This is a genomic window from Streptomyces sp. NPDC060028, assembly GCF_042736725.1.
In the GTDB taxonomy this organism is placed as follows: Bacteria; Actinomycetota; Actinomycetes; order Streptomycetales; family Streptomycetaceae; genus Streptomyces.
Genome location: NZ_JBHWVJ010000098.1, coordinates 1 through 19,621 on the forward strand (window position 1 = coordinate 1; position 19,621 = coordinate 19,621).

A 19,621-nucleotide genomic window follows, 5' to 3' on the forward strand; every position below is an offset into this window, starting at 1 on the left:
GGTGCCGTGCCGGGCGCCGCGACGCGGTGAACCTTTCCGGTCACAGCACTAGATGACGCCCCTGGGGCCGGAGAGCGGCGTGCGCCGGTCCTGCCAGCCGGTCAGTGCGGTCAGGCACGCGTGGTCGAGGTGGCGCAGGCCGCTCAGGTCGAGCCGTACGCCGCGGCCGTCGTCCGGTACGGCGTTCAGTTCGTCCAGCAGCTTGGGCAGCCGCAGGAAGCTGGCGTTCCCCAGGACCCGCAGGCACAACTCCTCGCCCTCCCACACCTCCTCGATGTGCACGTGGGAGGTCTCCCAGGCCGCCTTGGCGACGGCGAGCCCCAGCCCGACGAGCACCCCCTCGAAGAGGTTGGTGGCCACGATCGCGCAGGCCGTCGCCACCAGTACCACCGCCTCGCCCCGGTGGGTCCGCCACAGCGCGGCCACGGCCCGGGCCGGCAGCAGCTTCCACCCCGCGTGCAGGAGTACCCCGGCCAGCGCGGCGAGCGGCACGAGCTCCAGCAGCCAGGGCAGCGCGACCGCGAACAGCAGCAGCCAGGCGCCGTGCAGCACCCGGGCCGCGCGGGTGCGGGCGCCGGCCTCCACGTTGGCGGCGCTGCGTACGATCACGGCGGTCATCGGGAGCGCCCCGAGCAGCCCGCAGACGGCGTTCCCGAAGCCCTGGGCCACGAGTTCGCGGTCGTAGTCGGTCCGGGGTCCGTCGTGCATGCGGTCCACGGCGGCCGCGCTGAAGAGCGTCTCGGCGGAGGCGATCAGCGCGAACGCGGCCACGGTGCCGACGGCCCCCACGGACGCCAGCATCCCGAACTCCCCCCAGCCGGGCGGGGACACGGCGTCCAGCATCCCCGTCACCCGGACGCGGGCCACGGGCAGGCGCAGCAGCGAGGCGACCGCGGTGGCGGCGGCCACCGCGACGAGCGCCCCCGGCACGAGCCGCAGCCGGGCGGGCAGGCGGCGCCAGGCCACCATGACGGCCAGGGTCCCGGCCCCGAGCGCCACGGCGGCCCAGTCGGCCTTCCCGCCGAGCGCCGGCACCCCGGCCAGCTTGGCGAGGGTCAGCCCGGGGGCCTCCACGCCGCCCAGGGCGTACAACTGCCCGGCGATCAGCACGAGTCCGATCCCGGCCAGCATCCCGTGCACGACGGCGACGGAGATCGCCCGGAACCACCGCCCCAGCCGCAGCGCCCCCATGCCCAGCTGCACCACGCCGGCGGCCAGCACGAGCACCCCCAGCGCGGGCGCCCCGTACGCCTGCACGGCCTCGTAGACGAGTACGGTCAGCCCCGCGGCCGGTCCGCTGACCTGCAGCGAACTCCCCCGGAACCAGCCGGTGACGAGCCCGCCGACCACCCCGGTGACGATCCCCGACTCGGCCGGCATCCCGGACGCGACCGCCACGCCCACGCACAGCGGCAGCGCGACGAGCGCGACGACCACCGACGCCCCGAAGTCTTCACGAAACGTGCCGGCCCCAGGCATGCGAGAACCCCCTGCCAAGCGATGGCGAATGCCCCCAGCCTGGCCGGGCGCACCTGCCCCGCCCAAGTCCCCACAGAGGCTGACAAAGGCGCATGCGCCGCACACGCTCCGCACACACCACCCGCACTCCGTGACGACCGCGGCCCGGCGGTCCGTGAAGGACCGCCGGGCCGGCGTGGGTCCGGTGGGAGACCGGATAACGGTGTGATCAGCGGTAGTTCACGTACTGGATCGCGAAGTCCAGGTCCTTGCCCTTGAGGAGCGCCTGGATGGCCTGGAGGTCGTCGCGGCTCTTCGAGCTGACGCGCAGCTCCTCGCCCTGGACCTGGGCCTTGACGCCCTTGGGGCCCTCGTCCCGGATGATCTTCGCGACCTTCTTGGCGTTCTCCTGGGAGATGCCCTCCTCGATCGAGGCGAAGATCTTGTACTCCTTGCCGGACAGCTGCGGCTCACCGGCGTCGAGCGCCTTGAGGGAGATCCCGCGCTTGATCAGCTTGGTCTCGAAGACGTCGAGGATGGCCTTGACGCGCTCCTCGGAGTTCGCCTCCATCACGATCTTCTCGCCCGACCAGGCGATCGTGGCGCCGGTGCCCTTGAAGTCGTAGCGCTGCGAGAGTTCCTTGGCGGCCTGGTTGAGGGCGTTGTCGACCTCCTGCCGCTCGACCTTCGAGACGATGTCGAAACTGGAGTCGGCCATGTGCTGTGGCTCCTTGAAGTCGGCTGTGACGGCCCCGAAGGGCGCGGCCGGACATCCCCGGCCCGCTCGGCAAAGCCTAGCCACCGTGCCCGCCGGCGGCGCTGATCAATCCGGTGGCGAAGCACCCCCGGTCATCAGGTATCGTTTACGTCGTTGCCAGGGAGCGCCGCCGCAAGGCGGAAAAAATGGCAGCGACCCTTGGCGGTGTGCCCGAGTGGCCAAAGGGAGCAGACTGTAAATCTGCCGGCTCAGCCTACCCAGGTTCGAACCCTGGCGCCGCCACGCGATGTGAGACCCCCGTTACTGCGGAAACGCAGGAGCGGGGGTCTTCTCGTATGCGTCCGCGAGCCCGGGAGTGCCCCGGAGTGCCCGGGCGGACCCGCAGGTCCCCGATTCGGCCGCCGCCCGTTCGGCGTCGGAGCCGCTCATCAGCCGCATCGTCTGGGCCCGCCGTTCGTTGCACGGGGGTGAAATGGACATCTGACACACGTGGAAGGGTCGGCGGCGGAGTGCTCATCGCCCTGCTCGGGGCCGGGATCCCGGCTCTCGTGGGGGCGGCGCTCCGCACGGAAGTGGGCCAGCCGTACGAGGAGACCCGACTGTATTTCGGCACCGACCGCCCCGGCGGCGGGCCCCCGGTCGCGGAGGGGGAGTTCATGGGCTTCCTGGAGCGGGAGATCACCCCCGCCTTCCCCGAGGGGCTCACCGTCCACGACGGGTACGGCCAGTGGCGGGGCCAGGACGGCAAGGCCGTGCACGAGACCTCGTACGAGGTGGTGCTGCTGTACCCCGAGAAGGACGCCGACGAGCGCAGCGTGCGCATCGAGCGGATCCGGCGGGCGTACGAGGACCGCTTCCAGCAGGACTCGGTCGGGCGGTCCGACGACAAGGTGACCGCGGAGTTCTGAGGAGACCTCAGGGGACGCGGGCCGGCTGCCGGCTGTCGTCAGTTGCCCGCCATGTCCTTGACCGCCACCGACACCGGGGTCGGGCCGGAGATCAGCTCCAGGGTCAGGCCCGCCGTCGCCGGGGTCTCGATCAGCTCCGCCAGCACCGCCGCCACGTCGTCGCGCGGGATCGACCCGCGGCCCGCCCGTGCCTCCAGCCGGACCAGGCCCGTACCCGCGTCGTCGATCAGCGAGCCGGGGCGCAGTACGGTCCACTCCAGGCCCAGCCGGGTGCGGACGTGGTCGTCGGCCTCGCCCTTGGCCCGCAGGTAGATGTCGAAGACGTCGTCGCCCTCGTGCCGCGAGTCCGCGCCCATCGAGGACACCATCAGGAAGCGCCGGACGCCGGCCCGTTCGGCGGCGTCCGCGAAGAGCACCGCCGCACCCCGGTCGACGGTCTCCTTGCGCCCGACGCCGCTGCCGGGACCCGCGCCGGCCGCGAACACCGCCGCGTCCGCGCCCTGCAGGATCCCGGCCACGTGTTCGACCGAGGCCGATTCCAGGTCGCACAGCACCGGTTCGGCGCCCGCCTGCCTGAGGTCGTCGCCCTGTGCGCGGTCACGGATGATGCCCGCGACCTCGTACCCGCGCGCGGCGAGCAGACGCTCCAGCCGCAGCGCGATCTGACCGTGTCCACCCGCGATGACGATGCGCATGTCCCGACCGTACGACGACCCGGGCACGTGCGCCCGCGAACGGACGGCGAACGCTCAGGGACCGGTCTCCATACGGCCCTGCCGGGGCAGGTCCAGGGCCACGGCGACGGCGGAATCGCAATACTCCCGTACGGCACTCGTCCGGGCTACCACCCGCCCGCGGTGGATCACGATCCGGCTGTACGCGAGGGACAGCACCCCCGCGATCCGGTCCCCGCGCACCGCGAGCAGCTCCGCCGGGAAGCCCGCCTCCACCCGCACCTCCGGCAGGCCCATCGCCTCGCGGGCGGCGGCGCTGATCGCGTCGTAGGCCTCCATGGGCCGCAGGCCACCCTGGGAGGCCAGCAGGTACGCGGCTTCGAGCGGGTCGCCGCGGCCGACGGGGTTCCCGGCGTCCCGCAGGGCTCCGCTGCCGGCGGCGACCCGCACCCCGGCCGCGCGCAGGAGCCGTACGGGGGCGGTGCGCAGGCCGCGGCGCTCCAGGGCCGCGCAGTCGCCCTGGGGCAGGCAGGTGACCCGTACGCCGGCCGCAGCCAGCTGGTCGGCGGCGCGCGTCGCCACGTCGAGCAGGAGCCGGGACAGGCCGCCGCAGGGGCCGATGGACACCCCGGGGCGCAGCCCGCCGGCCATCGCCGCGAGCCGGGACAGGCGGGCGGGGTCGTCACCGTCCGTGTGCAGGTCCACGGGGCAGCCGTGCTCGGCGGCGACTTCCAGTACGGCTTCGAGGAAGCCGGTCGGGTCGGGGTCGAGGTCGGGGCAGCCGCCGATGACGGAGGCGCCCATCTTGACGGCGTCCCGCAGCATGGCGAGCCCGTCCGCGCCGGCCACCCCGGTCAGCAGCCGGGGGACGGCGACGGCGGTGAGGTCGGTGAGCCCGCGCAGGGAGCGGCGGGCCTGGAGGACGGCCTCCATGGGGCCGAGGCCGTGCATGTCGCCGATCCGGACGTGTGAGCGTACGGCGGTGGCGCCGTGGCCGAGCTGGAGCAGGGCGGCCTCGGTGGCCCGGCGCTGCACCTCGTCGGGGGTGTAGGAGACGGGCCCCTCCCCGTCCGCCGTCAGGGCGGTGTCGCCGTGGGCGTGCGGCTCGGCGGGGGCGGGCAGCAGCAGGTAGCCGCTCAGGTCCACGCGGGAGATCGCGGGCGCGGGCAGGCTCCCGGCGGTGCCGACGGCCTGGATCCGGCCGCCGCTGAGGCGGACGTCGACGGTGCGGCCGTCGGTGAGGCGGGCCCCGGCGAGCAGAAGGGTCGTGGACTCGGCGGCGGCCGCGTTCCCGTGGCCGGCCGGGCGCAGGTGCTCGTGGCCGCCGCCCTCACCGCGGCCGCTGCGCGGGGAGTGGAACGGCTGCTGCGGCTGGCTGTCGGACATCGCGCTCCTGCGGTGGCTCGGGCGGTTCCTGGGCCGTGGCCGCCCGGCCTGCGGCCCAAGATCACGCAGCGTGCTCAGAGCCTAGGGCGCGGGGGTCCCCGCTTCACGGAAGAGCGCAATAGTCGTACCGGTGTGGTGCCCACGCGCCCCGGCGTGCGGGCACGCGCCGTGACGGCGGACGGTTGGATGATGAGCGGGGGTGGCCGGTTGTGACCCCGCACACAATCTGGGCCGAAATGGGGGCCAGAGGGGCCGGAGGGGTGATCGGGAAGGACTTCGCGGAGTCCTCCGAGGCCAGGCCCCGCAAAGGATTTGGGCGATCGGTGGGCAACCGTGTAATGTCTTCCTCGCTCGCCCCAATAGCTCAGTCGGTAGAGCGTCTCCATGGTAAGGAGAAGGTCTGCGGTTCGATTCCGCATTGGGGCTCTGGTGAAAGAAGTTCCCCACCCTCGGGTGGGGAGTGGATCTCATCAAAGCGGCGTAGCTCAGTCGGTAGAGCAAGCGGCTCATAATCGCTGTGTCACCGGTTCAAGTCCGGTCGCCGCTACACACAGTAGCCGATTGCGGGGTCGGTCTCCCGGTCGGCTACTCTTGTATGCGTTCATCCGTCCCAATTTCCGTCAAGGAGCACTCACGTGGCTGCCACCGACGTCCGCCCGAAGATCACGCTGGCCTGCGTGGAGTGCAAGGAGCGGAACTACATCACCAAGAAGAACCGGCGTAACGACCCGGACCGTCTTGAGATGAAGAAGCACTGCCCGCGTTGCAACTCGCACACCGCGCACCGCGAGACCCGCTGACCCCAGCGAAGTCCCGCAATATAGGCACCGTCATGAGGTCGTCCCCTTCTATGGGGGGCGGCCTTGTGTCGTTTCCGGACCCGTCTCGGATCTTCGATGTCGGGTCTCCGGTCCCGACTCTTCGATCTCTGCATGTTCCTTCAACAGGAGGTAGTGAGCCATGGCGCTCGACCAGTCCTTCGTGGGGCGGAGCTACCCGCCCACCGATCCGTACGAGGTCGGCCGGGAGAAGATCCGCGAATTCGCGGTTGCGGTGGGTGACGCCAATCCCGTCTACACCGACCCCGATGCGGCCAAGGCGTTCGGCCACCTGGACGTGATCGCTCCGCCGACCTTTGTGTTTGCCATCACGTTCGCGGCGGCCGGGCAGGTCGTCGCGGACCCGCAGCTGGGTCTGGACTACAGCCGCGTCGTGCACGGCGACCAGAAGTTCGCGTACTCCCGCCCCGTGCGGGCCGGTGACCGTCTCACCGTGACCTCGACCATCGAGGCCGTGAAGTCCCTCGCGGGCAACGACATCATCGACATCCGCGGCGAGGTCCACGACGAGACCGGCGAGCACGTGGTGACGGCGTGGACGAAGCTCGTCTCCCGCGCCCCCGAGGAGGCCTGAGATGACTGCGCAGATCCAGTACGACGACGTCGAGGTCGGCACCGAGCTGCCGGCGGCGTCCTTCCCCGTGACGCGCGCGACGCTGGTCCGGTACGCGGGTGCCTCCGGCGACTTCAACCCGATCCACTGGAACGAGAAGTTCGCCAAGGAGGTCGGGCTGCCGGACGTCATCGCGCACGGCATGTTCACCATGGCCGAGGCGGTACGGGTGGTCACGGACTGGGTGGGCGACCCGGGTGCGGTCGTCGAGTACGGGGTCCGCTTCACCAAGCCGGTCGTGGTCCCGAACGACGACCAGGGCGCGCTGATCGAGGTCACCGCGAAGGTCGCCGCGAAGCTGGAGGACAACCGGGTACGGGTCGACCTGACGGCGATGAGCGCGGGCCAGAAGATCCTGGGCATGTCCCGCGCGGTGGTCACCCTGGCCTGACCCCGGGCCCCTCGGGCCCTGCCCCGGGGCCCCTCCCGGGGCCTGGCCCCGGAGTCAAATCCCCGAGGGCCAACCCCCAGGGGCCAACCCCCGGGGGCCCTGACCCGGGACCACCTCCCGGGGTCTGACCCTGGGGGTCAATCCGGGGGGTCTGGCCTGCGGCCTGTCCCTGGGGCCCCCTGGGACCTGGGGCGCCTGACCGGCGGCCTCCGGGGTCGTGACCCGAGGGCCTGACGCCCGGGTCGTCGCCCCCCGGAGGGTCTGACCTGAGGGGCCCCATCCGGGGGGCCCGGCCCGGGCGGCTGCCTGGCCGCGCCGCAGGGCTTCCCAGCTCCGGGCGCCCGGAGCGGGGGCCCGGGAAGCCTGACCCGGCGCTGACCACGGGCCCCCGGGATGCCGCCGCCCGGCCGTCCTGCAGGCTCCGGCCTGGCCGCGCGGAGCAGGCCCGACCCCGGGGTGCGACCGCCCGGCCGTCCTACAGGCCCCGGCCCTGGCCGCGCGGAGCAGGCCCGACCCCGGGGTGCGACCGCCCGGCCGTCCTGCAGGCCCCCGCCCTGGCCGCGTGGCCGCCGCTCGCCCCACAGGGCTTCTGCTGCCCTGTCCCGCTCGGCGGCCTCCCGCCGCCGCGGCCCGGCCGCCGCCCGCTGCCCGCGCCTTGCGTCACTGCGGCCGGGCAGCGGTCTGCCACCACGTGCCCGCCCTCGGGTCCGGTCTTCCGGGTGCTCCGGCCCGTTGGTGGCTTCCCCGTCGCCCGGACCGCCGTCCCGGCCCTCCGGCCGAGCGTCGGTCCTGCCGCTTGGCCTGGCCGCCTGCGCTGTTTGGCCCGCCCGTCCCTCCGGGCCCCGGCCCGCCCCGCCTTCCGCCCTCGCCGTCCGGAGCCTCGCGTCATGGTGCCGGGCGGAAGCCCGCCCTCGCGCGCCCGGGCCCCCGCCCCGGCAGCCCGGCCCTTCGGCCGAGCGCGGCCTGGCCGCCTGCGCTGCTGGGCCCGCCCTGCCCCGCCCCGCCCCGCTCCGCCCGGCCCCGGGCCCCCGGCCCCCCGGGCCCCGCGGCGCGGGGGCTTGCGTAGTTAGTGATTGAGTACTAACTTTGGGGCATGGCAAGGATGAGTGCAGAGGAGCGGCGCGAGAGCGTCATCCGCGCGGCGATGAGCGAGTTCGCCCGCGGCGGCTACTACGGGACCTCCACCGAGGCGATCGCCAAGCGCGTCGGCGTCTCGCAGCCGTATCTCTTCCGGCTCTTCCCCAACAAGCAGGCGATGTTCCTCGCCGCCGCCGCCCGCTGCATGGAGGAGGTCCGGCTCGTCTTCGAGGAGGCGGCCAAGGGCCACCAGGGAGAGGACGCGATCAAGGTCATGGGGGAGGCCTACATGCAACTGATCGCCGACCACCCCGAAAAGCTCCAGATGCAGCTCCAGACGTTCGTGACCGTCTCCGCCGCCGAAGCCGCCGGGGAGCCGGGGTTCGGGGAGATGGTCCGGGCCGCGTGGATGGAGCTCTGGAACACCGTTCACGTGCCGCTCGGGGCGGACGTCGACGAGACCACCACCTTCATGGCGTACGGGATGCTCATCAACACCCTGGCCGCCATGGGCTTCCCGCCCGGGCACCGGGTGTGGGAGGGGTGCTACCCCTCCGCGCGCCCCGTCGCTCCCTCCGATGGCGGCTAGTGCTGTGGCCGGAAAGGTTCACCGCGTCGCGGCGCCCGGCACGGCACCTCGCCGCGTGGTCGGACCGCGCAAGTACGTCCAGTACGAGACGCGGTCCTCCGCCTTGCGATGCACCGCACCGGACACCGCGCCCCGGCAAACCTTTCCGGCCACAGCACTAGTCCTCGTCGCCTCCGTCGCCCCGTCGCCTCGCAAGCGTCGAATCCCCGTACGGCCGCGGCACCGCGCAACCCTGCCCACGAAAGTTAGTCAGCAATAACTAACATCCCCAGGGGGGACCTCGTGAACACGCAAGACAAGCTCGGCCGGCCCGCGATATGGGCCCTCATCCTCACCGCCGCCGCGAGCTTCATGGCCGCCCTCGACAACCTCGTCGTGACGACCGCCCTCCCCGCCATCCGCGAGGACCTCGGCGGCAAGCTGGAGGACCTGGAGTGGACGGTGAACGCGTACACGCTCACCTTCGCCGTCCTCCTCCTCTTCGGCTCCGCCCTCGGCGACCGCTTCGGGCGCCGCCGGCTCTTCATCGCCGGGCTCGCCGTCTTCACCGGCGCCTCCGCCGCCGCCGCGCTCTCGCCCGGCATCAACGAGCTCATCGTCGCCCGCGCCGTCCAGGGCGTCGGGGCCGCGGTCATGATGCCGCTCTCCCTCACCCTGCTGACCGCCGCCGTCCCGGCCGCCCGCCGCGGCATGGCCCTCGGCATCTACGGCGCCGTCGGCGGCCTCGCCGTCGCCATCGGCCCCCTCGTCGGCGGCAGCCTGACCGAGCACGTCTCCTGGCAGTGGATCTTCTGGCTCAACGTTCCGATCGGCCTCGCCCTGCTCCCGCTCGCCCGCCTGCGCCTCGCCGAATCCACCGCGTCCGGCTCGCGGCTCGACATACCGGGCACGCTCCTCATCAGCGGCGGCCTCTTCGGGATCGTCTACGCCCTGGTCAACGCCAACGCCCACGGCTGGACCAGCGCCTCCGTCCTCACCGGTCTGATCGCCGGATCCGTGCTCGTCGGCGCCTTCATCCACCACGGGTTCAACGGCGCCAACCCCATGCTCCCCATGCGCCTCTTCCGCGACCGCGGCTTCTTCGGCATCAACATGGCCAGCCTGCTGATGTACGTCGGGATGTTCGGCTCGATCTTCCTGCTGAGCCAGTTCTTCCAGGGCGTCTCCGGCTACTCCCCGACCGAGGCCGGCCTGCGCATGCTGCCCTGGACCGGCATGCCGATGCTCGTCGCCCCGATCGCCGGCATCCTCTCCGACCGGATCGGCAGCCGACCCGTCGTCGCCGCCGGGCTGACGCTGCAGGCCGTGGGCCTCGGCTGGTTCGCGGTGATCCTGGGCACGGACGTCTCCTACGCCGCCCAGCTCCCGGCCCTGATCCTCAGCGGCATCGGCATGGCCCTGTACTTCGCCCCCGCCTCCAACGCGCTGATGTCCACCGTCGCCCCCGCCGACCAGGGCAAGGCCTCCGGGACCAACAGCGCCCTGCGCGAAGTCGGCGGAGCCCTCGGGGTCGCGGTCCTCGCCTCGGTCTTCTCCGCCCAGGGCGGCTACGAGTCCGGCCAGGCCTTCACCGACGGGACCGTCCCCGCGCTGTGGATCGGCGCCGGAGCCGTGGCGCTGGCCGCGGCCCTCGCCCTCCTGCTGCCCCGCAAGGCGAAGCAGCCCGCCGAAGGCACGGCCGTCGCGTCCGCTGCCTCCGCCTCGTCCGTCACCCCCGCCACCACCGGCGCGGCCCCGGAGCAGGCCCCGGAGCACGTCCCCGCCGCGAGCTGACCTCGCCGCGGCACGAGCCCCGCACCGAGCCCCGCACGAAGCCCCGCACGAAGCCGTACGACCCGACCCGACCCGCTCACCGCGAAGGAGTGCCCGCCATGCCCGACATCCCCTGGTCCACGCCCAACCCGGCCGCCCCCGACGCCGAGGTCTACGTCATGGCCTCCCGCTTCGAGACCGCCACCCTCGCCGGCGCCGTCACGTTCTTCCTCAAGTCGCCCGGCATCATCCGCCAGATCCGCAAGGCCCCCGGAGCCCACGGCGTCGCCCTGCGGGCCCGCGTCCTGCGCCGGACCTTCCTCACCCTCTCCGCCTGGGAGGACCGTGACGCGCTCTACCGATTCGCCCGCAGCGAGCCGCACCGCTCCAGCTCCCGCGCGGCCGCCGGCTCCATGAAGGAATCCGCCTTCACCTTCTGGACCGTCCCGGCCGCGCGGCTCCCCATCGGCTGGGCCGAGGCGGAGCGCCGCCTCGCCGAACAGAAGTCGGCCGCCTGAGCCTGGCGGCACGGGGGAAGCGCCCGTACGGTCCGTGGCCCCGCAGGGATGCGAGGGGTACGGACCGTACTCTTGTCCACGTGCAGGAACTCCACGACGCCCCCCTCGCCCCACTGACCACCTTCCGCCTCGGCGGCCCCGCCACCCGTCTGGTCACCGCGACCACCGACGCCGACGTGGTCGCCACCGTCCGCGCGGCGGACGAGAGCGGCACCCCGCTCCTGGTCATCGGCGGCGGCAGCAACCTGGTCATCGGCGACCGCGGCTTCGACGGCACCGCCCTGCGCATCGCGACCACCGGCTTCCACCTGGACGGCACGCGCCTGGAGCTCGCCGCGGGCGAGAACTGGAGCGACGCCGTCGCCCGCGCCGTCGACGCCGGCCTCGCGGGCATCGAGTGCCTCGCCGGAATCCCCGGCTCCGCCGGTGCGACCCCGATCCAGAACGTCGGGGCGTACGGCCAGGAGGTCTGCGACACCATCACCGAGGTCGTCGCCTACGACCGCACCCGCCGCGAGACGGTCACGCTGACCGCCGCCGAGTGCGCCTTCTCGTACCGCGACAGCCTCTTCAAGCACCAGCCCGAGCGGTACGTCGTCCTGCGCGTGCGCTTCGCCCTGGAGGACGCCGGCGGGCTGTCCGCGCCGGTCAAGTACCCCGAGACCGCCCGCGCCCTCGGCGTCGAGGCCGGCGACCGGGTCCCCGCCGCCACCGCCCGCGAGACCGTACTGCGGCTGCGCGCAGGCAAGGGCATGGTCCTCGACCCCGCCGACCACGACACCTGGTCCGCCGGATCCTTCTTCCACAACCCGATCCTGAGCGACGAGGCGTACGCCGCCTTCCTCGCCCGCGCCCAGGACCGCCTCGGCCCCGAGGCCGCCCCGCCCGCGTACCCCGCCGGCGAGGGCCGTACGAAGACCAGCGCGGCCTGGCTGATCGACAAGGCCGGTTTCACCAAGGGCTACGGCACCGGCCCCGCGCGCATCTCCACCAAGCACACCCTCGCCCTGACCAACCGCGGCGAGGCCACCACCGAGGACCTCCTCGCCCTGGCCCGCGAGGTGGTCGCGGGCGTCCACGCGGCCTTCGGCGTCACCCTGGTCAACGAACCGGTGACGGTCGGCGTCAGCATCTGAGGAGCCCCGGCCGCCCATGCTCTGTCCCCTGCACGGGGCCGGTACGGACCCCACCCGCCTGGTGGGACGCACGATCAGCCGAGTCGTCGCGTCCTGGCACTTCAGCGACGGCGAGCGCTCCGAGTCGCCGCTCGACGTCTGGCTGATCGACAGCGCGGGCGAATCCACCCGGATCACCACCGGGTCCGACTGGTGCCTCATGGTCGAGTCCGCCGGCCCCCACGCGTCCTACGACATGGGGGAGTGGGGCCGCATCGAGGTCGGCGAGGACCTCGGCGAACACCCCTTCCTGCGCCACCTCGGCGAAACCGTCACCTCCGTGGCCGAGTACGCGCTGCCCGAGCAGGGGCGCACACACCTGGAGATCGGCTTCCCGGACGGCCGCCGGGTACGGGCCGACTGCCACGAGGGGGACCTGCGGCTCACCCGCTGAGCCAGTGGTCGATCCCCCCGAGCAGCTTCTCCTGTACGTCGGCCGGCGCGGCCGAACCGCGCACCGACTGGCGGGCCAGCTCGGCGAGTTCGGCGTCCGTGAAGCCGTGGTGGCGCCGGGCGATCTCGTACTGCGCCGCGAGCCGGGACCCGAACAGCAGCGGGTCGTCCGCGCCGAGCGCCATCGGCACCCCGGCGTCGAAGAGGGTGCGCAGGGGGACGTCCTCGGGCCGCTCGTAGACCCCGAGGGCCACGTTCGAGGCGGGGCAGACCTCGCAGGTGATCTGCCGGTCGGCGAGGCGCTTGAGCAGCCGCGGGTCCTCGGCGGCCCGTACGCCGTGCCCGATGCGGGAGGCGTGCAGGTCGTCGAGGCAGTCGCGGACGGAGGCCGGGCCGGTGAGCTCGCCGCCGTGCGGGGCGGCGAGCAGGCCGCCCTCGCGGGCGATGGCGAAGGCGCGGTCGAAGTCGCGGGCCATGCCGCGGCGCTCGTCGTTGGAGAGCCCGAAGCCGACGACGCCGCGGTCGGCGTAGCGGACGGCGAGGCGGGCGAGGGTGCGGGCGTCGAGGGGGTGCTTCATGCGGTTCGCGGCGATCAGCACCCGCATCCCGAGGCCGGTCTCGCGGGACGCGCTGTCCACGGCGTCGAGGATGATCTCGACGGCGGGGATCATCCCGCCGAGCAGGGGCGCGTACGAGGTGGGATCGACCTGGATCTCCAGCCAGCCGCTGCCGTCCCGTACGTCCTCCTCCGCGGCCTCACGGACGAGGCGGCGGATGTCGTCGGGCTCGCGCAGGCACGAGCGGGCGGCGTCGTAGAGCCGCTGGAAGCGGAACCAGCCGCGCTCGTCGGTGGCGCGCAGCTTGGGCGGCTCTCCGGCGGTCAGCGCGTCGGGCAGGCGCACGCCGTACTTGTCGGCGAGCTCGAGGAGGGTCGAGGGGCGCATGGACCCGGTGAAGTGCAGGTGCAGATGTGCTTTCGGCAGAAGCGTGAGATCGCGTAGGTGCTCCATCTGGTGATACTGCCGCACCGCTGCGCTCGGCGGGAGGGGGTTTTCCCGATCGGGGGCCGACCCGAACGCAGAAACGGCGCCGGCGGGGCCGGATGAAACGCCTGAGCGGCGGCTCCCCCTCGGGGAACCGCCGCTCAGGCCCGTGCCGCCGGCCGCTCAAGGCCTAGGCCTTGGCCTCCGCCAGGAGCTTCTGGATGCGGGAGACGCCCTCGACCAGGTCCTCGTCGCCCAGGGCGTACGAGAGGCGCAGGTAGCCGGGGGTGCCGAAGGCCTCGCCCGGGACGACCGCGACCTCGGCCTCGTCGAGGATCAGCGCGGCGAGCTCGACGGAGCTCTGCGGGCGCTTGCCGCGGATCTCCTTGCCGAGCAGCTCCTTGACCGACGGGTACGCGTAGAACGCGCCCTCCGGGGTCGGGCAGAAGACGCCCTCGATCTCGTTGAGCATCCGCACGATCGTCTGGCGGCGACGGTCGAAGGCGGTGCGCATCTCGTGGACGGCGTCCAGGTTGCCCGAGACGGCGGCGAGCGCCGCGACCTGGGAGACGTTGGCGACGTTGGAGGTGGCGTGCGACTGCAGGTTGGTCGCGGCCTTGATGACGTCCTTCGGGCCGATGATCCAGCCCACGCGCCAGCCGGTCATCGCGTACGTCTTGGCGACGCCGTTGACGATGATGCACTTGTCGCGCAGCTCGGGGACGATCGCCGGCAGCGAGACGAACTTCGCGTCGCCGTAGACGAGGTGCTCGTAGATCTCGTCCGTCAGGACCCACAGGCCGTGGTCCGCGGCCCAGCGGCCGATCGCCTCGGCGTCGGCCTCGGTGTAGACGGCGCCCGTCGGGTTGGACGGGGAGACGAAGAGGACGACCTTGGTGCGCTCGGTGCGCGCGGCCTCCAGCTGCTCGACGGAGACCCGGTAGCCCGTGGTCTCGTCGGCGACGACCTCGACCGGGACACCGCCGGCGAGGCGGATCGACTCCGGGTACGTGGTCCAGTACGGGGCCGGGACGATGACCTCGTCACCCGGGTCCAGGATGGCCGCGAACGCCTCGTAGATCGCCTGCTTGCCGCCGTTGGTGACCAGGACCTGCGAAGCGTCAACCTCGTAACCGGAGTCGCGCAGCGTCTTCGCGGCGATCGCGGCCTTCAGCTCGGGCAGCCCGCCGGCCGGCGTGTAGCGGTGGTACTTCGGGTTGCGGCAGGCCTCGACCGCGGCCTCGACGATGTAGCCGGGGGTCGGGAAGTCCGGCTCGCCCGCGCCGAAGCCGATCACCGGGCGACCGGCGGCCTTGAGGGCCTTGGCCTTGGCGTCGACGGCGAGGGTGGCGGACTCGGAGATGGCGCCGATACGGGCGGATACGCGGCGCTCGGAGGAAGGCGTTTCAGAGGTCATGCGGCCAATCGTCCCAGACGCCGAAGAAGCGCCGCACGCCGTTTCAGCTACCGGACTGGAGGGCGGCTGGAGCATGTCAGGACGGCGCTGTTCGACGTCAGGGCCCGGACCACGTACACTCAACCGTCGTTGGCCCTCACCAACCGCTCAGTGCGCGAGCACTCCGTGCACTCGCTCGGATGCGGTAGGTTGGGGCACGCAAAGGGTCGTAGCTCAATTGGTAGAGCACTGGTCTCCAAAACCAGCGGTTGGGGGTTCGAGTCCCTCCGGCCCTGCTCCACACTCCATTTCTCGGATGTGTGCGCAGGTACGTACTTCGATGCAACGCCGTGCGGCGCAACCGGGCGCGGTACGGCCACGACCCGGATTCAGGTGAGAGACGTGACGGACGCCCTGGGCTCCATCGACATGCCTGACGCCGAGGACGACACTCGCGAGAAGAAGGCCCGCAAGGGCGGCAAGCGCGGCAAGAAGGGCCCTCTCGGCCGGCTCGCGCTTTTCTACCGCCAGATCGTCGCGGAACTCCGCAAGGTTGTTTGGCCCACTCGCAACCAGCTCACGACGTACACCACCGTGGTGATTGTCTTCGTCGTCATCATGATCGGTCTGGTGACCGTGATTGACTATGGGTTCCAGGAAGCCATCAAGTTCGTCTTCGGCTGATCCCCGCGGAGGGCGGCGCCTGATGGGTGCCGCCCCTTTTCGCATGTTCCACCACCTTTTGTATCCAGGAAGAAGCAGCCACCGTGTCTGACCCGAACCTGAACGTGAGCCACGACTCCGTCGAGTCCGTCGAGGACGAGCTCGACATCGTCGAGGCTGCAGACGCTGTGGAGCCCGACGAGGCCGAGCTCGCCGACGCCGAGGCGGGTGTCGCCGCCGAACAGGCCGCGGTGCACGTCGAGGACGAGACCGACGCGGCTGAGCCTGACGACGCTGAGGTCGAGGACGAGGACGCCGTAGAGGCTTCCGACGAGGAGTCGGACGACTCCGAGGGCGAGGACGACGCGGAGGCTTCCGACGAGGAGGCCGCCGAGGCCGCCCCGGTCGAGGACGCCGAGCCCGTCGACCCGATCCAGGCCCTGCGCGAGGAACTGCGCAGCCTGCCCGGCGAGTGGTACGTCATCCACACCTACGCCGGCTACGAGAAGCGGGTGAAGGCGAACCTCGAGCAGCGCGCCGTCTCGCTGAACGTCGAGGACTTCATCTACTCGGCCGAGGTGCCCGAGGAAGAGATCGTCCAGATCAAGAACGGCGAGCGCAAGAACGTCCGGCAGAACAAGCTGCCCGGTTACGTTCTCGTCCGCATGGATCTGACGAACGAGTCCTGGGGCGTCGTCCGCAACACCCCTGGTGTCACCGGCTTCGTGGGCAACGCGTACGACCCGTACCCGCTGACCCTGGACGAGATCGTCAAGATGCTCGCCCCGGAGGCGCAGGAGAAGGCCGCCAAGCTTGCCGCGGAAGAGGCCGGCCTGCCGGCGCCCGCCGTCAAGCGCACCATCGAGGTCCTCGACTTCGAGGTCGGCGACTCGGTCACCGTCACCGACGGCCCGTTCGCGACGCTCCAGGCGACGATCAACGAGATCAACCCGGACTCGAAGAAGGTCAAGGGCCTCGTCGAGATCTTCGGCCGCGAGACTCCGGTCGAGCTGAGCTTCGACCAGATTCAGAAGAACTGAACGCTTCGCTCCCTGTGAGCTGAGCGGCAGGCTCTGAGCCAAAGCTTCCGGACAGGTCAGATTGCCCCTCGAAGGGCGGTCTGACCTGCTCGGTTTTCAGCCCCGCACCCATACCCGTTATCGTGGTGCGGTATGCCTCCATCCGGATGACCGGATTGGCGGCGAAAACTCTCACTAGGACCCGGAGAGAGCAATGCCTCCCAAGAAGAAGAAGATCACGGGGCTTATCAAGCTCCAGATCAAGGCCGGTGCGGCCAACCCGGCTCCGCCGGTCGGCCCCGCGCTCGGTCAGCACGGCGTCAACATCATGGAGTTCTGCAAGGCCTACAACGCCGCGACCGAGTCGCAGCGTGGCATGGTCGTGCCGGTGGAGATCACGGTCTACGACGACCGCTCCTTCACCTTCATCACCAAGACTCCGCCGGCCGCGCGCCTCATCCTGAAGAGCGCGGGCGTGGAGAAGGGCTCGGGCGAGCCGCACAAGACCAAGGTCGCGAAGCTTACGCGTGACCAGGTCCGCGAGATCGCCACGATCAAGCTCCCCGACCTGAACGCCAACGACCTGGACGCCGCGGAGAAGATCATCGCCGGCACCGCCCGTTCCATGGGCATCACGGTCGAAGGCTGATTCAGCCACCCCCAGCACCACAGTGGTAGGGCCAAGCGCTGGTCCGCACCACGACTCCACGCCTGAAGTCAAAACACAGGAGCAGAAGTGAAGCGCAGCAAGACTCTCCGCGCTGCGGACGCCAAGGTCGACCGGGAGAAGCAGTACGCCCCGCTCGAGGCCGTCCGTCTCGCCAAGGAGACCTCCGCGACCAAGTTCGACAGCACCGTCGAGATCGCCTTCCGCCTGGGTGTAGACCCGCGCAAGGCCGACCAGATGGTCCGCGGCACCGTGAACCTCCCGCACGGCACCGGCAAGACCGCCCGGGTCCTGGTCTTCGCGACCGGTGACCGTGCTGCGGCCGCGGAAGCCGCCGGCGCCGACATTGTCGGCGACGACGAGCTCATCAACGAGATCGCCAAGGGCAACCGCCTCAACGAGTTCGACGCCGTTGTCGCCACCCCGGACCTCATGGGCAAGGTCGGCCGCCTCGGCCGCGTGCTCGGTCCCCGTGGCCTCATGCCGAACCCGAAGACCGGCACCGTGACGATGGACGTCGCCAAGGCTGTCACCGAGATCAAGGGTGGCAAGATCGAGTTCCGCGTCGACAAGCACTCGAACCTGCACTTCATCATCGGCAAGGTTTCCTTCTCCGATGAGCAGCTGGTCGAGAACTACGGCGCGGCCCTGGACGAGATCCTGCGTCTGAAGCCGTCCGCCGCGAAGGGCCGCTACATCAAGAAGGCCGCCCTGAGCACCACGATGGGCCCCGGCATCCAGCTGGACTCCAACCGCACCCGGAACCTCCTCGTCGAGGAAGACCCGGCTGCCGTCTGACTGGGCTGAGCCTCACGGCTCCGAGCCCCAGGGCTCACTGATTGATCGAACGGGCCCCTCGCCTCCCTCACCGGGTGGCGGGGGGCCCGTCCGCGTACGTCTTGCTCGTGGGTACGCGCGCACAGGGCCTGTACGGGGGCGTACGCAGGCCTGTGGACCCGCGGTGGCCGGGTGCGGAGCCGGCGGGCCCCGCACCCGGCCCAGGGGGCGCCGGGTGACCGATTTGCTCTGCGCGCCACCGGTCACGTACTCTTCCGAGGAAGCCAAAGACCGCTGGTCGTTGCCGTGCCCGCAAGGGTTCGGTGGCCGAAGGATCCGTTGAGTGCGGACGACCCGCGTAGGTGACTGTGGAAAGTTCCCGGATTTCATCCGGTTGAGCTACGCCCTGGCGCCTGCGCCGGGGCGTTTCGTATTTCAGCCCCTTCTGAGCGGTCCTCATCACCCGGAAGGAGGCCGACGCTCTATGGCAAGGCCCGACAAGGCTGCCGCGGTAGCCGAGCTCACGGACGCGTTCCAGAGCTCGAACGCCGCCGTGCTGACCGAGTACCGGGGTCTCACCGTCGCGCAGCTCAAGACGCTGCGTCGTTCGCTCGGTGAGAACGCCCAGTACGCCGTGGTGAAGAACACGCTGACCAAGATTGCGGCCAACCAGGCCGGGATCACCGCGCTGGACGAGCACTTCGCTGGTCCGACCGCGGTCGCCTTCATCACCGGTGACCCGGTGGAGTCGGCGAAGAGCCTGCGTGACTTCGCCAAGGACAACCCGAACCTCATCATCAAGGCGGGTGTCCTTGATGGTAAGGCGCTCACCGCCGATGAGATCAAGAAGCTTGCGGACCTCGAGTCCCGCGAGGTTCTGCTCAGCAAGCTGGCCGGCGCGTTCAAGGGCAAGCAGTCTCAGGCTGCCTCGCTCTTCCAGGCGCTGCCGTCGAAGTTCGTCCGCACTGCGGAAGCGCTTCGCGTCAAGCTCGCCGAGCAGGGCGGTGCCGAGTAATTCGGCTCGCGCACTGATCCACGCCGCCTAGTGCGTGGGTCGTAGCGGGCCGTTACGCCCGCCTCTATATACATCCGGCACCTGCCGAATTAGTGGAAGGATCGCCCATCATGGCGAAGCTCTCTCAGGACGACCTCCTCGCCCAGTTCGAGGAGATGACCCTCATCGAGCTCTCTGAGTTCGTGAAGGCGTTCGAGGACAAGTTCGACGTCACCGCCGCCGCGGCCGTCGCCGCCGGTCCGGCCGGCCCGGCCGTCACCGCCGACGCCCCGGAGGAGCAGGACGAGTTCGACGTCATCCTCACCTCTGCCGGTGACAAGAAGATCCAGGTCATCAAGGTCGTGCGTGAGCTGACCTCCCTCGGCCTCAAGGAGGCCAAGGACCTCGTGGACGGCGCCCCGAAGCCCGTCCTCGAGAAGGTCGCCAAGGAGGCCGCTGACAAGGCTGCCGAGTCCCTCAAGGCTGCCGGCGCCGGCGTCGAGGTCAAGTAACACCTCTGGGGCCTCTCTGAGGCTCCAACCAAGGGCGATCACCCGTAAGGGTGGTCGCCCTTTGGCGTACCCGCGATGCCTGACTTGCCCTGCTCTCGTTGGGGAGTAGGGTGATCATC

General features: G+C 71.3%; 21 protein-coding genes and 4 tRNA genes. 19 read left to right on the forward strand and 6 right to left on the reverse strand.

Annotated elements, in window-relative coordinates; all coding sequences use genetic code 11:
• Positions 1–48 precede the first annotated feature (48 nt).
• A complete protein-coding gene (locus ACFWBF_RS32315; protein WP_385608155.1) occupies positions 49–1,479 on the reverse strand; it encodes a SulP family inorganic anion transporter in 1,431 nt (476 codons plus the stop codon).
• 208 nt (positions 1,480–1,687) lie between these two features.
• The gene (locus ACFWBF_RS32320) at positions 1,688–2,176 is read right to left on the reverse strand and encodes a YajQ family cyclic di-GMP-binding protein (RefSeq protein WP_385232933.1); all 489 of its coding nucleotides are present in this window, start codon (positions 2,174–2,176) and stop codon (positions 1,688–1,690) included.
• 200 nt (positions 2,177–2,376) lie between these two features.
• Here ACFWBF_RS32320 and ACFWBF_RS32325 point away from each other — a divergent pair.
• Both ACFWBF_RS32325 and ACFWBF_RS32330 read left to right on the forward strand, forming a co-directional pair.
• A tRNA-Tyr gene (locus tag ACFWBF_RS32325) sits at positions 2,377–2,458 on the forward strand.
• Between the two features lie 227 nt (positions 2,459–2,685).
• Complete coding sequence (locus ACFWBF_RS32330) at positions 2,686–3,084, forward strand: DUF3574 domain-containing protein (protein ID WP_385608157.1); 399 nt, start codon at positions 2,686–2,688, stop codon at positions 3,082–3,084.
• 38 nt (positions 3,085–3,122) lie between these two features.
• Here ACFWBF_RS32330 and ACFWBF_RS32335 read toward each other — a convergent pair whose 3' ends face one another.
• The gene (locus ACFWBF_RS32335; protein WP_385608159.1) at positions 3,123–3,779 is read right to left on the reverse strand and encodes an SDR family oxidoreductase; all 657 of its coding nucleotides are present in this window, start codon (positions 3,777–3,779) and stop codon (positions 3,123–3,125) included.
• A gap of 54 nt (positions 3,780–3,833) precedes the next feature.
• Positions 3,834–5,144, reverse strand: coding sequence for an amidohydrolase family protein (locus tag ACFWBF_RS32340; RefSeq protein WP_385608160.1), 1,311 nt, complete (start codon positions 5,142–5,144; stop codon positions 3,834–3,836).
• Between the two features lie 353 nt (positions 5,145–5,497).
• Here ACFWBF_RS32340 and ACFWBF_RS32345 point away from each other — a divergent pair.
• The 10 genes from ACFWBF_RS32345 (at position 5,498) to ACFWBF_RS32390 (ending at position 12,492) form a co-directional block, all read left to right on the forward strand.
• A tRNA-Thr gene (locus ACFWBF_RS32345) sits at positions 5,498–5,570 on the forward strand.
• 48 nt (positions 5,571–5,618) lie between these two features.
• Positions 5,619–5,691 (forward strand) — tRNA-Met (locus tag ACFWBF_RS32350).
• Between the two features lie 88 nt (positions 5,692–5,779).
• Entirely contained in the window at positions 5,780–5,944 is a 165-nt protein-coding gene (rpmG, locus tag ACFWBF_RS32355; RefSeq protein ID WP_006604855.1) for a 50S ribosomal protein L33, read from the forward strand.
• 160 nt (positions 5,945–6,104) lie between these two features.
• Positions 6,105–6,557, forward strand: coding sequence for a MaoC family dehydratase N-terminal domain-containing protein (locus ACFWBF_RS32360; protein ID WP_385232921.1), 453 nt, complete (start codon positions 6,105–6,107; stop codon positions 6,555–6,557).
• A gap of 1 nt (position 6,558) precedes the next feature.
• A complete protein-coding gene (locus ACFWBF_RS32365; protein WP_385608162.1) occupies positions 6,559–6,987 on the forward strand; it encodes a MaoC family dehydratase in 429 nt (142 codons plus the stop codon).
• 1,093 nt (positions 6,988–8,080) lie between these two features.
• A complete protein-coding gene (locus ACFWBF_RS32370) occupies positions 8,081–8,653 on the forward strand; it encodes a TetR/AcrR family transcriptional regulator (RefSeq protein WP_385608164.1) in 573 nt (190 codons plus the stop codon).
• A gap of 351 nt (positions 8,654–9,004) precedes the next feature.
• Complete coding sequence (locus tag ACFWBF_RS32375; RefSeq protein WP_385608179.1) at positions 9,005–10,426, forward strand: MFS transporter; 1,422 nt, start codon at positions 9,005–9,007, stop codon at positions 10,424–10,426.
• A 98-nt stretch (positions 10,427–10,524) separates the two neighbouring features.
• Complete coding sequence (locus tag ACFWBF_RS32380; protein WP_385608166.1) at positions 10,525–10,923, forward strand: DUF3291 domain-containing protein; 399 nt, start codon at positions 10,525–10,527, stop codon at positions 10,921–10,923.
• 2 nt (positions 10,924–10,925) lie between these two features.
• Positions 10,926–12,059, forward strand: coding sequence for a UDP-N-acetylmuramate dehydrogenase (locus ACFWBF_RS32385; RefSeq protein WP_385608181.1), 1,134 nt, complete (start codon positions 10,926–10,928; stop codon positions 12,057–12,059).
• Positions 12,060–12,075: 16 nt separating this feature from the next.
• Positions 12,076–12,492, forward strand: a complete 417-nt coding sequence (locus ACFWBF_RS32390; protein WP_385608168.1) for a hypothetical protein — start codon at positions 12,076–12,078, stop codon at positions 12,490–12,492.
• Here the strand turns inward: ACFWBF_RS32390 and ACFWBF_RS32395 are convergent.
• Positions 12,482–13,501 carry an adenosine deaminase gene (locus ACFWBF_RS32395; protein WP_385608169.1) on the reverse strand — a complete coding sequence of 340 codons (1,020 nt, stop codon included), beginning with the start codon at positions 13,499–13,501 and terminating at the stop codon, positions 12,482–12,484. The two genes, ACFWBF_RS32390 and ACFWBF_RS32395, sit on opposite strands and share 11 nt — an antisense overlap.
• A 163-nt stretch (positions 13,502–13,664) precedes the next feature.
• Positions 13,665–14,891 carry a pyridoxal phosphate-dependent aminotransferase gene (locus ACFWBF_RS32400; protein ID WP_385608171.1) on the reverse strand — a complete coding sequence of 409 codons (1,227 nt, stop codon included), beginning with the start codon at positions 14,889–14,891 and terminating at the stop codon, positions 13,665–13,667.
• Positions 14,892–15,093: 202 nt separating this feature from the next.
• Between ACFWBF_RS32400 and ACFWBF_RS32405 the strand changes: the two genes are divergently transcribed.
• The 7 genes from ACFWBF_RS32405 (at position 15,094) to rplL (ending at position 19,502) form a co-directional block, all read left to right on the forward strand.
• Positions 15,094–15,166: transfer RNA gene (locus ACFWBF_RS32405), tRNA-Trp, on the forward strand.
• 106 nt (positions 15,167–15,272) lie between these two features.
• Positions 15,273–15,554 (forward strand): preprotein translocase subunit SecE, encoded by a 282-nt coding sequence (secE, locus tag ACFWBF_RS32410; protein WP_030298162.1) that lies wholly within the window; start codon positions 15,273–15,275, stop codon positions 15,552–15,554.
• 83 nt (positions 15,555–15,637) lie between these two features.
• Complete coding sequence (nusG, locus tag ACFWBF_RS32415; protein ID WP_385608173.1) at positions 15,638–16,573, forward strand: transcription termination/antitermination protein NusG; 936 nt, start codon at positions 15,638–15,640, stop codon at positions 16,571–16,573.
• A 193-nt stretch (positions 16,574–16,766) separates the two neighbouring features.
• The gene (gene rplK, locus ACFWBF_RS32420) at positions 16,767–17,201 is read left to right on the forward strand and encodes a 50S ribosomal protein L11 (RefSeq protein WP_385232894.1); all 435 of its coding nucleotides are present in this window, start codon (positions 16,767–16,769) and stop codon (positions 17,199–17,201) included.
• Positions 17,202–17,288: 87 nt separating this feature from the next.
• On the forward strand, positions 17,289–18,017 hold the full coding sequence (rplA, locus tag ACFWBF_RS32425; protein WP_267796327.1) for a 50S ribosomal protein L1: 729 nt from the start codon (positions 17,289–17,291) through the stop codon (positions 18,015–18,017).
• Positions 18,018–18,480: 463 nt separating this feature from the next.
• Positions 18,481–19,011, forward strand: a complete 531-nt coding sequence (gene rplJ / locus ACFWBF_RS32430; protein ID WP_385000460.1) for a 50S ribosomal protein L10 — start codon at positions 18,481–18,483, stop codon at positions 19,009–19,011.
• A gap of 110 nt (positions 19,012–19,121) precedes the next feature.
• Positions 19,122–19,502 carry a 50S ribosomal protein L7/L12 gene (rplL, locus tag ACFWBF_RS32435; RefSeq protein ID WP_385608174.1) on the forward strand — a complete coding sequence of 127 codons (381 nt, stop codon included), beginning with the start codon at positions 19,122–19,124 and terminating at the stop codon, positions 19,500–19,502.
• Positions 19,503–19,621: the final 119 nt, after the last annotated feature.